Here is a 12,823-nt window from a genome sequence, read left to right on the forward strand (position 1 = left end):
AGCGCGTCGAGGTTGCGCTTGTCGCGGGCGACCTCTCAGGGGCTCTCGGCTGCCTCGAACAGCTTCGGCAGATGGGCCAGATACCAGGTCTTCAGCTCTTCGAGTGCAGGGTGCTCGAGGTTGCGCCGCAAGTAAGCTTCGATTCGCGGCAGGTGCTTGAGATAGGCCGGCTTGCCGTCGCGCTTGTCGAGGCGCGCGAAGATGCCGGCGATCTTGGTGTTGCGCTGCGCGCCCAGGATCGCATAGGCGCGGGCGAAGCCGGCGAGATCGAAGCTTTCGTCCGCCGCCCGCCGCGCCGAGCCATAGGCGGCGAGCAGCTTGAGTTCGAGCGCTGCCGGAACATCCACGCGCGCGTCCTGCCCCAGCGAGACCAGGTCATAGGCGGGATGGCCGAGCACGGCGTCCTGGAAATCGATCAGCCCGAGCTTGGCGTGCCCCTCACGCTTCGGCAGCCAGATCAGGTTCGGGGAGTGGAAATCGCGGAGCGTCCAGGTCGATGGCGCAGCGAGGATTTCGTCGAACAGCTTGCCCCAGATGCGGTGGAACTCGGCATGTGTCACCGCGGGCAAGGTCACGCCGGCAATATGCGGGGCGTACCATTCGAGCACGAGTTCGGTCTCGATCGAGAGCGCACCCCGATCATAGTCCGGCACGATATAGTCGCGCCCATCGGCGACTGGCAGGATCGCCGGCAGGGTATGGCGATGCATGTCGGCCAGCAGTCGTGCGGCGGCCTCATAGCGTTCGGGAATCGGTCCGCTCTCGTCGAGCACGCCTTCATCGCCGAGGTCCTCGATCAGCAGGAGGCCGGTCTCGAGGTCCTGGGCAAAGATGTCGGGAGCCGAATAGGTCAGCGAACGCAGGCCGCGATCCATGCCGACGAAGGCATCGACCGATTCCGCCAGATGCGCAATGGCGCTGTAAGGCTTGCCCAGGCGGATCGCAGGGCCGTCCGCGCGCGGCGGCGAAATCATCAGGATGGCGGTTTGTCCATCCGGACGCGTCAGCCGCTCATAGGCGCGGGTCGAGGCGTCGCCGAGCATGAAGTCGCGCTTGGCCCCTCCCCATCCGGCGGCGTCGATCAGTCGCCGCGCCGCGATCGCGATGGCAAGGCGCGAGCGCCAGAGCACACCGCCCGCGAGACTGGCGATCCGCCCGGTCTCGGGCGCCTTTGGGTCGACGTCGAGCACGATGTCGAGCCGCCGGCCTGCGGGCAGACGCGTACCGGCTCGGTCCGGCCATTCGACCAGCGTGATGATGCGGTCGAGATCCTCGATCAGCCCGATATCATCGAGCTCGTCAGGGGACCGCACCCGGTAGAGATCGGCATGGATCACGCTGCCGCGCAGCGTGTCGTAGCTCTGCACCAGGGTAAAGGTCGGGCTCGGGGCCTCCAGGTCCGGATTGTCGGCAAGCTCGCGCAGGATGGCGCGCGCCAGCAGCGACTTGCCGGCGCCGAGATGGCCGGAGATCGCCACGATATCGCCGGGCTTGAGGATGGCGGCGAGATCGCGGCCGAGCCGCACCGTGGCGGCTTCACCGGCTAGCGTCAGCCGATGCCCGCCTGTCTTCACGGTATCCTCTGTCATTCAGCGGCATCCGAGAGCGGGATGCCTTCCGAGGGAAACACCGCGGTGACCCGCGTGCCCTGCCCGGGCGCGGAATCGAGTTCGACATGGCCTCCATGCAGCTCGACGATCGAACGCACGATGGAGAGACCAAGTCCGACGCCGCGATGCTTGGAGCCGAGAGAATGGCTCTCGAAGCGGTCAAACACCTTGTCCTTGACCTCGGCCGGGATGCCGCGGCCTTCGTCGATCACGGTGATGCGCACATCGCCGCCGATGCGCCCGGCCGTGACCCCGATGGTCTGGCCGGCAGCGGAGAAGCCGATCGCATTCGAGATCAGATTGAACAGCACCTGCCGCAATCTACGGCCATCGGCGCGCAAGGGGCCGGTTTGCGGCGCGATATCGATCTTGAGTGTCAGCTTGCTGTCGATCAGGCGGTCGTGCAGCCCGGCCGTCGCCTGGGCAATGGTCTCGGCGACATCGACTTCCTGAAATTCGAGCGCCAAAGCGCCATTGTCGATCGAAGCGAGGTCGAGAATATCATTGATGATCGCGAGCAGTGCGCCGGACGAGCGCACGATATGGCCGGTATAATCGCGTTGCTTCTCGTTGAGCGCACCGATCGTCTCGGCGCCGAGCAATTGCGCGAAGCCGATAATGTTGGTCAGCGGCGAGCGCAGTTCGTAGGAGACGTGGTGGACGAAATCCTCGCGCAGCCGCGAGACCTTCTCCAGGGCTTCGTTTTTCTCGGTCAGGGCACGTTCGACATTCACGCTTGCGGTGACGTCGGCGAAGGTGATCAGCGTCGCTCCGTCCGGTAGCGGAGCGGCGGCGCAATCGAGCACGGAGCCGTCACGACGCTCCATCCGGCAGCCATAGTCCTCCCGCGCGTCGCGCACGCCGGTGATGACACTCTGCAGCTCGGTCCAGACATCGTCATGCGGATAGAGCGGCCGGCAGAGCCGGACCACCTCGTCGATATGCGGTGTGGCTCCGGCCAGATCGCCATGGATCTTCCAGGCTTGGGCGAAAGCCGGGTTGGAGAGCTTGAGCCGGCCGTCCGAACCGAACACCGCGACGCCCTCGCGCAGCGAGTCGAGCGTTTCTCGTTGCGTGCGCGACAGCGCGTTGAAGCGGGATTCGAGCGTGAACCGTTCAGTCACGTCGTCGAAGAGATAGGTGACGCCACCTTGCGGGTTGGGGCTCGAGACGACATGGATCGTCCGGCCGTCGGGCAGATACCACCAGTCCTCGTTCGCACGCGGGCTTGTATAGGTGGCCTGCACCGCAGCCTTCCAGCTGCGGTAGTCGCCGAGTTCAGGCAGGCGGCGTTCGGCCCTCAGCCGGTCGAGAATTTCGCTATCGCTCGGCTTGCCTTCGAGGAAGGCGGAGTCGAGCGACCAGAGCGTCTCGAACCCGGAATTGCTGTAGACCAGCCGCTGTGACGCATCGAACACGGCTACCGCCGTCTTCAGCCGGTCGAGCGTGCGCACATGCGCATCCATCTGGCGCTGCAGGTCGGCACGAACGGCCTCAAGCTCGCTCATGTCGGTCGCGATGCCGGCAAAGCCCGCCGGCGTCGGCATTTCCAGGATGTCGAGCGTATGCCGCTGCCCAGCCACCACAGCCGGAGCGCGCGTTGCAAACGGACGCCCTTCGTTGCGCGCCTTCGCCGCATTTTCCCGTTCATTGCGGTCGAGCAGTTCGAGGCCGCCCTTGACCGCCTCGCTGCCGCCCGCAGCTTCGACCGCACGGGCATAGGCGGTGTTGGCCCAGCTCAGACGTCCGTCGGCGCTACGCGTCCAGACCGGTTGCGGCAGGCCTGCGAGCAAGGTCGAGAGCGCGGCATGATCGGCGGTGACGTGCTCAAGCTCGCTTTGCAGCGCCATGACCCGGGCCCGCTCGCCGCTGACCTCGCGGAAACGGATCACCGCGCGCCCTGCGACAGGGCGGCCTTCGACATCGATGAACGGGCCGGAGCGGCTCCTCAGGGTGAAGCCGAAGGCTTCGCCGCGCTCCTTCAATGCGTCGGTGGCGAGTTCCAGACGCTTGGAGTCGGCCGGCGGGGCCCAGCTGCCATAGGCAAGGGCCAGGGCGGCGCCGGGCGCGCCGAGAAAGCCGCTGTCGCCCTCGAAGATCGGCTCGGCATTCTTTCCATTCCAGCTCACCACGACCTGGGCGTCCGAGGCGAGCAGCGCGGCCAGGCGTTCCTGGTGGCTGCGGGCCGCTTCCAGCTCGCTCGCGAGCTCTCCTTCGCGGCGCTGCCAGCGTCCTCGCTCGCGCACATAGATGATCGAGGTTGTTGCCGCGAAGACCACAAGCCCGGCCAGGACGACCGAAAGGCTGCCTGCGCCAAGCGCGCCTGCCGGCAGCGGCGCCATGATCTCGGTCTGTGCGAGCACAGGAAGCGGGATGCTGCCGACGGCGAGGCCTGGGAGCAGTGCGCTGTGGCGCCCCGCATCTCCGTTCCGTCTCTTTTGCCCCGCTCGTCTCATTCTGCTTCCGTCACTTAGTCTGAACCCGACCTTGGCGTTGAACCACCAAGGTCGAAAGCCGATCGAGGCGCCGCAGCCCGGACCGGACGCACGCACACCACCACACCAACCCGTTTGAGCTTGCTCGACCTCGCGCGAACGCAGCGGGCCCGAATCAGCTCCACTCTAATCACCGGTGGAGTCCGGCAGGAAGTGCTTAATGGCTGGTAAATGCGGGGAAAATCGCGACCGAGTGCCGCCCCAGGTTAAGAAATCAACAAATTGAGCCCGGTCGTGCGAAGATGTCTATTAGTGGTGTCTTCTTGCGAAGATGAGAGGCCAGTCGGTTACAAAAAAGCCCGGCGCGAACGCCGGGCTTCTTCAACCTTACGCCTGTTGGCGTGTCAGTAGCGGTAAAGCTCGGGCTTGAACGGGCCGGTCGGCGCCAGGCCCAGATACTTCGCCTGCGCGTCGTTGAGCACGGTCAGCTTGGCGCCGACCTTGGCGAGGTGGAGGGCTGCGACCTTCTCGTCGAGATGCTTCGGCAGCGTGTAGACCTTGTTCTCGTACTTGGCGTGGTGGTTCCAGAGCTCGATCTGGGCCAGCGTCTGGTTCGAGAACGAGCAGGACATCACGAAGGACGGGTGGCCGGTGGCGTTGCCGAGATTCACCAGGCGACCTTCCGAGAGCAGGATGATGCGCTTGCCGTCCGGGAACTCGACCTCGTCGACCTGCGGCTTGACGTTGTCCCACTTGAAGTTCTTCAGGCCGGCGACCTGAATCTCCGAGTCGAAATGGCCGATATTGCAGACAATGGCGCGGTGCTTCATGGCGCGCATGTGCTCGACGGTGATGACGTCGAGATTGCCGGTGGCGGTCACGAAGATGTCGGCGCGGGGCGCAGCATCTTCCATGGTCACGACCTCGTAGCCTTCCATCGCCGCCTGCAGCGCGCAGATCGGATCGATCTCGGTGACGAGCACGCGGCAGCCGGCTTGGCGCAGCGAAGCGGCCGAGCCCTTGCCGACGTCGCCATAGCCGGCGACGACCGCGACCTTGCCGGACATCATCACGTCGGTGCCGCGGCGGATGGCGTCGACCAGCGATTCACGGCAGCCATAGAGGTTGTCGAACTTCGACTTGGTGACGGAGTCGTTGACGTTGATCGCCGGGAAGGGCATGCGGCCGGCCTTGGCCAGTTCGTAGAGGCGGTGCACGCCGGTGGTGGTCTCTTCCGAGACGCCCTTGATCGCGGCCCGGGTCTTGGTGAACCAGCCCGGATTGGCCTTGAGCTCCCGCTTGATCAGCTTGAAGAAGATCGTCTCTTCCTCGTTGCCCGGCTTGTCCAGGAACTCGGCCTTGCCGGCCTCGGCTTCGGCGCCGAGGATGATCAGCATGGTCAGGTCGCCGCCATCGTCGAGGATCATGTTTGGCGTGCCGCCGTCACCCCAGGTCGCGGTGCGCAGGACGTATTCCCAATACTCCTCCAGCGTCTCGCCCTTGATGGCGAAGACCGGGGTGCCGGTCGCGGCGATCGCGGCGGCGGCATGGTCCTGGGTCGAGAAGATGTTGCAGGACGACCAGCGCACGTCGGCGCCGAGTTCCTTCAGCGTCTCGATCAGCACGGCGGTCTGAATGGTCATGTGCAGGCAGCCGGCGATGCGGGCGCCCTTGAGCGGGGCCTTGCCCTTATGCTCGGCGCGGATCGCCATCAGGCCCGGCATCTCGTCCTGGGCCATGTTGATTTCCTTGCGGCCGTAATCCGCGAGGCTGATGTCCTTGACGACGTAATCGTGCTTCGACACGGGGCTGCTCCAATGGCTTGATCTTGAATGACGCGCGGCTCTCTAGCAGTGACGGCGTCAGAACGCAATCAAAGATATAAAGATGTCTTTATATGCGTCGGGAAGGAGCGCGGCGCGGCAGGCGCGAACCTCACCTATCAGGCGACCCCTTGGGAGTTGTCGCACAGCCGGGAACAGACGATGCGGCCGGTTTGCCCCTGCGTACCTCAGACTGGGCGCAGCGAAATCTGACCTCAAGATGCCTGCAAGGAAAGCGCTGTCGGCGCTTCAGCCTATTCGCCTTCGCCGAACTTGTCGGCGACCAGGGCTTCGAGCGCCTTCAGCGCCTCCTGGGCGTCGCGGCCCTTGGCGACGACGGTGATGGTCGAGCCGATGCCGGCACCAAGCGTCAGGATGCCCATGATCGAGGTCGCGCCGACGGTCTCGCCGCAGCGGGTCACAGTAATGTCCGCGTCGAAATTCGAGGCGCACTGCACGAATTTCGCGGTGGCGCGGGCGTGCAGGCCCTTCTTGTTGACGATCGGCAGTTCGCAATAAAGCGCGCCGTTCGGGATCGCCGTCTCCGGGCAATCACAATCGTCTTCGCTGCTGCTCACCTGGCCGCTCATCCTATTTTCCCGCCAGAACCCGGCTGGCTACGGTGATGTATTTTCGGCCGGCATCCTGCGCGCTGGTTACGGCCTCGTCGAGGGTCTTCTCCTCGCGCACGCTGGCGAGCTTGATCAGCATCGGCAGGTTGATCCCGGCCACGACGTCGATCCGCCCGGGTTCCATCACCGAGATGGCCAGATTCGAGGGCGTGCCACCGAACATGTCGGTGAGAACGATCACACCCTTGCCGTTCTCGACGGCTTCGACCGCCGCGATGATGTCGCGTCGACGGGCCTCCATGTCGTCATCGGGGGCGATGGCGATGGTGGCGAGGCTTTGCTGGGGGCCGACGACATGTTCGAGCGCTGAGCGGAACTCGGTCGCCAGATGCCCATGCGTCACAAGGACGAGTCCGATCATTCACTATCGCACCGGAGAGCGCTTGCAGGCGCCCGGACAAGGTCGCGGTTTATGCGGCAGGCGCGCGGGTTAGGCAAGACAGCTGGATGGAATCTTGTCGAAAACAAGGCTCACGTATCTCCCATGAACAGGCGCAGGGCAGTGAGGACAAGCCGCTCGTCGCCGGCCCGGCCCTCTACGGTCAGCCGCGGCAGGTCGATACCTGCCAGGCGTTCCACCAGGGCTTCCGGCTCAGGCATGCGCTCCGGCTCCTCGCCGCTGCAATCGACAATCAGCCGGATCACGACGCCGGGCAAGTGGGGCTCGGGAGTGAGGCCGAGACCGCGTCGTTCGACCAGTCCCTCGAGCGGGGAGACCGGGTGGCCGACCAGCCTGCCGCCAATTGCCTTGAGCTCGGTCCGGTCGTCGGCGACCAGCCGCGCGAACAGGCCGTCCTGCCTGGCGAGGGCAATCAAGGCCAGAGCCAGAACTGATTTTCCGGCGCCGGATGGGCCGCGGATGATGATTCCTGCCTCGCCAATCGCAATCGTGCTGGCATGCACGCGCTCGCTGGTTCCGGCCTTCTTGGCTTTGTCCATGCAGGCAACTCAGGCGATGTGCTGAACGGCGGGCAGCCTCACGACGAAGCGGGCACCGAGCCGCGGCGGGTCTTCCGCTCCCGTCGAGCGGTCGAGCCGGTTCTCGGCGCGGATGCTGCCGCGATGGGCTTCGACGATCTGGCGTGAGATCGAGAGGCCGAGTCCGGAATTCTGCCCAAAGCCCTCGTCCGGTCGGTCGGTATAGAAGCGCTCGAAGATGCGCTCGATGGCGTGGGGCGGGATGCCCGGCCCGTCATCCTCGACGCTGATCAGGACATCGGGCCCGACGCGCGACAGTATGACGCGCACGGGCTTGTCGGGCTGCGAGAAGGAACGGGCGTTGTCGATGAGGTTGACCATGACCTGGCCGAGCCGGGAATCATGGCCCATCACCAGGAAGTCCTGACGCCCGCCAGGGCGCTGCCCGCGCCGCTCGACCGAAAGTTCGATCCCGGGCTGGCCATCCCGGCGCGTCTGGTTCTGCAAGCCGACCACCGCTTCCAGGACCTGGGCCATGTCGACGGGAGCGGCATCGTTGCGCGCCAGCTCCGCGTCGAGCCGAGATGCATCCGAAATATCCGAGATCAAGCGGTCGAGGCGCCGGACATCATGCTGGATCACGGCGAGCAGCCGGCCGCGGGAATCGTCGTTCTTCACGCGCGGCAGCGTTTCCACGGCGCTGCGCAGTGAGGTGAGCGGGTTCTTGAGCTCATGGGCGACATCGGCGGCGAAACTTTCGATCGCTTCGATGCGGTTGTAGAGCGCCTTTGTCATGTCGCGCAGCGAGCCCGACAGGTGTCCGATCTCGTCATGGCGATTGGTGAAATCGGGAATTTCCTCGCGCGACTTCACGCCCTTGCGTACGCGCTGCGCGGCGTCGGCGAGCTTGCGGATGGGCTCCGCGATCGTGCCGGCCAGAAGCACCGAGAGCACGATCATCACGCCCGCAGCGACCGCAAAAACCTGGATGATGGCATAGCGCTCGCCGGCGATGATGCCGTCGATATCGCCGCCTTGGGTCGAGAGCAGAAGCGCTCCGCGTACGGTCCGGAAGCGCTGGACCGGCACGGCGACGGAGACGATGGTCTGCCCGCGCGTATTGACGCGCACGACACTGGCTGGAACGCCGCTCAAGGCGCGTGCCACCTCCGGATAGGACTTGCCATTGGCATTGGCGAAATCGTCATAGGCCGGCACGTCGGCACGCCCGAGCCGGTTGCGCAGCATGTTCCAGGTGCGCTCGAGCAAGGGCGCCTCGTCCGGCTCGCCGAGGCGCGGCAAGTCGAGCCGGAGCACGTCTCCGCGCGAATAGAGATTGCGCGAGTCGAGCGTCAGCATCCCGTCCTTGTCATAGACGCGGGCACGGGTCTTGGTCGGCGTCACCAGGCGCCTGAGCAGCGGCGCCACTTTCTCGGGGTTGATCGAGAAATCGAGCGGATCATCGGCAATGCCTGCGCTTTCACCTGCTTGCAGCTGCAGCAGCTTATCGGCGTCGATGGTGATCGCGTCGGTCTCGACCGTCGCGGAGGCCGCAATCGAGGCCGCGATGATCTCGCCCTGCGTCAGCAGGCTTTGCACCCGGGACTCGATCAACCCTTCGCGGAACTGATTGAGGTAGAGAAAGCCGAGCAGCAGTGCCACGAGCCCGGCGAGATTGAGGACGACGATGCGACGCGTCAGGCTGGAGGCGGCGCGTGACGAGATGGCGCGCCAGGCATGCCGTCCCGCCAGCGCTACGCGCCGCCGCAGCGCCGGACGGCTTCGGCTGCCTTCGGCGCGGGGTCTGTCCTGTTCAATCGTCGCCATGCGTGATGCGTTCCAATTCCACGAAGGCGGTTAAGTGTCCCTCGGAGCAGGTCAAGGCATCGATCGCTATTCTCACATCTCCTTGAAGCGATAACCGACACCGTACAGCGTCTCGATCATGTCGAACTCGGCGTCGACCTGATTGAACTTCTTGCGCAGCCGCTTGATGTGGCTGTCGATGGTGCGGTCGTCGACATAGACCTCGTCGTCATAGGCGGCGTCCATCAGGGCGTTGCGGCTTTTCACCACGCCAGGACGCTGCGCCAGCGACTGCAAGATCAGGAATTCGGTGACGGTCAGCGTGACCGGCTCGCCCTTCCAGGTGCAGGTATGACGCTCCGGGTCCATGCGCAACTGCCCACGCTCCAGGGCCTTGGCATCTTCCGGCCGCGCTGGCGCGCTGACATCCTTGGCACCGGCGCGGCGCAGGATCGCCTTGACGCGCTCGACCAGCAGCCGCTGCGAGAAGGGCTTCCGGATGAAGTCGTCCGCCCCCATCTTCAGGCCGAAGAGTTCGTCGATCTCCTCGTCCTTCGACGTCAGGAAGATCACCGGCAGGTCGGATTTCTGCCTGAGCCGCCGAAGCAGCTCCATCCCGTCCATGCGCGGCATCTTGATATCGAAGATCGCCAGATCCGGCGGGTTCTGCTTCAGCCCATCGAGCGCCGATGCCCCGTCCGTATAGGTCATGATCCGGTATCCCTCCGCCTCGAGCGCGATGGAGACCGAGGTCAGGATGTTGCGGTCGTCATCGACCAGCGCAATGGTTGGCATGGGCTTTACGTCTCTTGGCCGCGTTGCAATGACGGGTCCACTCTCGCGAGAGAGCGGCCAAACCGTGGCTGCAATCTAGCGGTGCCGTGACGGTTTCGCTACAGCCTAACGCGTTGTTATGCCGAAAGGGTCCCGAGCGGCTGTTGGCGGCTTCGGCCGGCGCGGTTCGCCAAGGCCGATTTTGAGAGTGAGGAGCGTGCGATGTCTGAGGTTGAGGGACAGGCGATCACGCCGCGCGGTGTCGAACTCGGGGGCACGGCACCGGATTCCTTCGATGCGGTCGCGATGGCGCGCGAGCTGCTGCGCATTGCTCGCACGGCACCGCTGGCGACCCTCGACCCGGCAAGCGGATTTCCGTTGTCGACTCTGGTGAATGTCGCGACCGATGTCGATGGAACGCCGCTGCTTCTGCTCTCGAAGCTCGCATTGCACACGCGCAATCTCGATGCCGATCCGCGCTGCTCGATCCTGTGCTTTGCGCTGGGGAAGGGCGACCCCATGGCCAACTCGAAGCGCGTGAGCGTGGCCGGCCGTGCCCTGCGCACCGACGATTCGCGCGCACGCCGCCGGTTCCTGGCGCGTCACCCCAAGTCGAAGCTCTACATCGATTTCCCCGATTTCTCGCTCTTCCGGCTCGAGGTCTCCGGGCTCCATCCCAATGGCGGGTTTGCCCGCGCAGCCGAAATCGCGACTGGTGACGTCCTGCTCGACCTGACGGGGTGCGATGCGCTGATCGAGGCCGAGGAGGGCGCCGTCGCGCATATGAACGAAGACCATGCCGAGGCACTCGCACTCTATGCGACGCGGCTGCTGGGCGAGCCGGAGGGACGCTGGCGGGCGACCGGTCTCGATCCCGAAGGACTCGATCTCGTCTGCGGCGATGCGGCGGCGCGCCTTGTCTTTCCCGAGCGCGTCACCAGCCCCGGTGCGCTGCGTGCCGCCCTGGTGGCATTGGCCCAGAAGGCCCGTGCTGCGGCCTGATGACGCTGTGCCGGGGGGCTCGGTTCATTCAATCGATTTAGGGAAGTTTGTGCCTGCTCAAGTTTCGTCGGTGACTTGAGCCGGCGTCGTCATGCGCTTAAAGAGCGCCGCACTTGATCTCGCCCACGGTGGCGGAAGCACAGTCCGCCATGTCGAAACAAGGCGTCGAAGGGCGCCGTTCGGGAGAATGCCTGTGGAGACCATTGGTCACTTCAACACCGCCTGCGGCGCCGACACATTCGGTTTCCGTAAGCTCAAGGCGGTGCGCTGGAACTTCGAAGCGGCGCGCCTTTACGAGGAGTCGCTGCGGCGCGGCGAGTCGGAGATCGCCCATGGTGGTGCGCTCTGCGCCGATACCGGCAGCCATACCGGCCGGTCTCCGAAGGACAAGTTCGTCGTCAAGGACGCGCTGACGGAAGGAACCGTCTGGTGGGAGAACAACGGCGCGATCACGCCGGCGCAGTTCGAGATCCTGCTCGCTGATTTCATCAGCCATGCCGAAGGCAAGGAACTCTTCGCACAGGACCTCTATGGCGGTGCCGACCCGGTGCATCGCGTCAAGGCTCGCGTCTTCACGGAGTTCGCCTGGCACTCGCTCTTCATCCGCAATCTGCTGATCCGCCCGGCTCCGGAGGAGATTCCGAGCTATGTGCCGGAGATGACGATTGTCGATCTCCCGAGCTTCAAGGCCGATCCCAAGCGCCACGGCTGCCGGAGCGAGACCGTCGTCGCCATCGATTTCACCCGCAAGATCGTGCTGATCGGCGGCTCCGCCTATGCCGGCGAGATGAAGAAATCGGTCTTCACCTATCTGAACTACATCCTGCCGACCAAGGGTGTCGTGCCGATGCATTGCTCGGCGAATGTCGGCCGCAATGAAGACCCGGCGATCTTCTTCGGGCTCTCCGGCACCGGCAAGACCACGCTGTCGGCAGACCCTGACCGCACGCTCATCGGCGATGACGAGCATGGCTGGTCGAAGGACGGCATCTTCAATTTCGAGGGTGGCTGCTACGCCAAGACGATCAAGCTCTCGGCCGAGGCCGAGCCGCAGATTTATGCCGCGTCACAGCGTTTCGGCACCGTGCTCGAGAACGTCGTGCTCGACCCGATCAGCCGCGTCGTGGATTTCGACGACCAGAGCAAGACCGAGAACACCCGCTCGGCCTATCCGCTCGATTTCATCCCGAATGCGTCGCGCACCGGCCGGGCCGGCACGCCCAAGAACATCGTGATGCTGACGGCGGACGCGTTCGGCGTGATGCCGCCGATCGCCAAGCTGACCCCGGCCGAGGCGATGTACCATTTCCTCTCCGGCTACACCGCCAAGGTCGCCGGCACGGAGCGCGGCCTTGTCGGCGTCGAGCCGGAATTCTCGACCTGCTTCGGCTCGCCCTTCCTGCCGCGCCACCCGTCCGAATACGCCAATCTGCTGCGCGACTTCATCGCCAAGCACCATGTCGATTGCTGGCTGGTGAACACCGGCTGGACCGGTGGCAAATACGGTACCGGCCGGCGCATGCCGATCCGCGTCACCCGCCGCCTGCTGTCGGCGGCGCTGGACGGCTCGCTCAACCGTGCCGATTTCCGCCGCGATCCGTATTTCGGCTTCGCAGTGCCGACCTCGGTGCCGGGCGTCGAGCCGCATATCCTTTATCCCGTCAAGACCTGGCAGGATAAGGCCGAGTTCGCCGAAACCGCCAAGACGCTCGTCGCCATGTTCCGCGAGAACTTCAAGCGCTTCGAGAGCCATGTGGACGATGCCGTGAAGGCGGCGGCGCCGACCAGTTCGCTGGCGGCGTGACGCCCGAATCGGTTTGATG

The 12,823-nt window shown here is 65.0% G+C and carries 10 protein-coding genes; 2 read left to right on the forward strand and 8 right to left on the reverse strand.

Going from position 1 to position 12,823, the window contains the following annotated elements; genetic code table 11:
- Positions 1-35: 35 nt before the first annotated feature.
- The 8 genes from tsaE to AB4099_RS13945 form a co-directional block, all read right to left on the reverse strand.
- Positions 36-1,589 (reverse strand): tRNA (adenosine(37)-N6)-threonylcarbamoyltransferase complex ATPase subunit type 1 TsaE, encoded by a 1,554-nt coding sequence (gene tsaE, locus AB4099_RS13910; protein WP_113515663.1) that lies wholly within the window; start codon positions 1,587-1,589, stop codon positions 36-38.
- A complete protein-coding gene (locus AB4099_RS13915; protein ID WP_441478500.1) occupies positions 1,586-3,973 on the reverse strand; it encodes a sensor histidine kinase in 2,388 nt (795 codons plus the stop codon). Before AB4099_RS13915 ends, tsaE begins: the two co-directional genes overlap by 4 nt.
- A 476-nt stretch (positions 3,974-4,449) precedes the next feature.
- Positions 4,450-5,850 (reverse strand): adenosylhomocysteinase, encoded by a 1,401-nt coding sequence (gene ahcY / locus AB4099_RS13920; protein WP_113515661.1) that lies wholly within the window; start codon positions 5,848-5,850, stop codon positions 4,450-4,452.
- A gap of 272 nt (positions 5,851-6,122) precedes the next feature.
- Complete coding sequence (locus tag AB4099_RS13925; protein ID WP_069878534.1) at positions 6,123-6,458, reverse strand: HPr family phosphocarrier protein; 336 nt, start codon at positions 6,456-6,458, stop codon at positions 6,123-6,125.
- A gap of 1 nt (position 6,459) precedes the next feature.
- The gene (locus tag AB4099_RS13930; RefSeq protein ID WP_113515660.1) at positions 6,460-6,861 is read right to left on the reverse strand and encodes a PTS sugar transporter subunit IIA; all 402 of its coding nucleotides are present in this window, start codon (positions 6,859-6,861) and stop codon (positions 6,460-6,462) included.
- A gap of 110 nt (positions 6,862-6,971) precedes the next feature.
- Positions 6,972-7,439, reverse strand: coding sequence for an HPr kinase/phosphorylase (locus AB4099_RS13935; protein ID WP_441478501.1), 468 nt, complete (start codon positions 7,437-7,439; stop codon positions 6,972-6,974).
- A 9-nt stretch (positions 7,440-7,448) separates the two neighbouring features.
- Positions 7,449-9,245 (reverse strand): stimulus-sensing domain-containing protein, encoded by a 1,797-nt coding sequence (locus tag AB4099_RS13940; RefSeq protein ID WP_113515658.1) that lies wholly within the window; start codon positions 9,243-9,245, stop codon positions 7,449-7,451.
- A 72-nt stretch (positions 9,246-9,317) separates the two neighbouring features.
- On the reverse strand, positions 9,318-10,019 hold the full coding sequence (locus tag AB4099_RS13945; RefSeq protein ID WP_113515657.1) for a response regulator transcription factor: 702 nt from the start codon (positions 10,017-10,019) through the stop codon (positions 9,318-9,320).
- Positions 10,020-10,220: 201 nt separating this feature from the next.
- Between AB4099_RS13945 and AB4099_RS13950 the strand changes: the two genes are divergently transcribed.
- Entirely contained in the window at positions 10,221-11,000 is a 780-nt protein-coding gene (locus tag AB4099_RS13950) for a HugZ family pyridoxamine 5'-phosphate oxidase (protein WP_113515656.1), read from the forward strand.
- Between the two features lie 193 nt (positions 11,001-11,193).
- Positions 11,194-12,804 (forward strand): phosphoenolpyruvate carboxykinase, encoded by a 1,611-nt coding sequence (locus AB4099_RS13955; RefSeq protein ID WP_441478502.1) that lies wholly within the window; start codon positions 11,194-11,196, stop codon positions 12,802-12,804.
- Positions 12,805-12,823 lie beyond the last annotated feature (19 nt).

It is taken from the genome of Allobosea sp. 2KB_26, assembly GCF_052115715.1.
Lineage (GTDB): Bacteria > Pseudomonadota > Alphaproteobacteria > Rhizobiales > Beijerinckiaceae > Allobosea.

Coding starts and splice junctions, on each gene's coding strand:
- AB4099_RS13945 (WP_113515657.1), bottom strand. CDS start 10,019: ATGCCAACCATTGCGCTGGTCGATGACGACCGCAACATCCTGACCTCG.
- AB4099_RS13950 (WP_113515656.1), top strand. CDS start 10,221: ATGTCTGAGGTTGAGGGACAGGCGATCACGCCGCGCGGTGTCGAACTC.
- tsaE (WP_113515663.1), bottom strand. CDS start 1,589: ATGACAGAGGATACCGTGAAGACAGGCGGGCATCGGCTGACGCTAGCC.
- AB4099_RS13930 (WP_113515660.1), bottom strand. CDS start 6,861: ATGATCGGACTCGTCCTTGTGACGCATGGGCATCTGGCGACCGAGTTC.
- AB4099_RS13940 (WP_113515658.1), bottom strand. CDS start 9,245: ATGGCGACGATTGAACAGGACAGACCCCGCGCCGAAGGCAGCCGAAGC.
- AB4099_RS13935 (WP_441478501.1), bottom strand. CDS start 7,439: ATGGACAAAGCCAAGAAGGCCGGAACCAGCGAGCGCGTGCATGCCAGC.
- AB4099_RS13925 (WP_069878534.1), bottom strand. CDS start 6,458: ATGAGCGGCCAGGTGAGCAGCAGCGAAGACGATTGTGATTGCCCGGAG.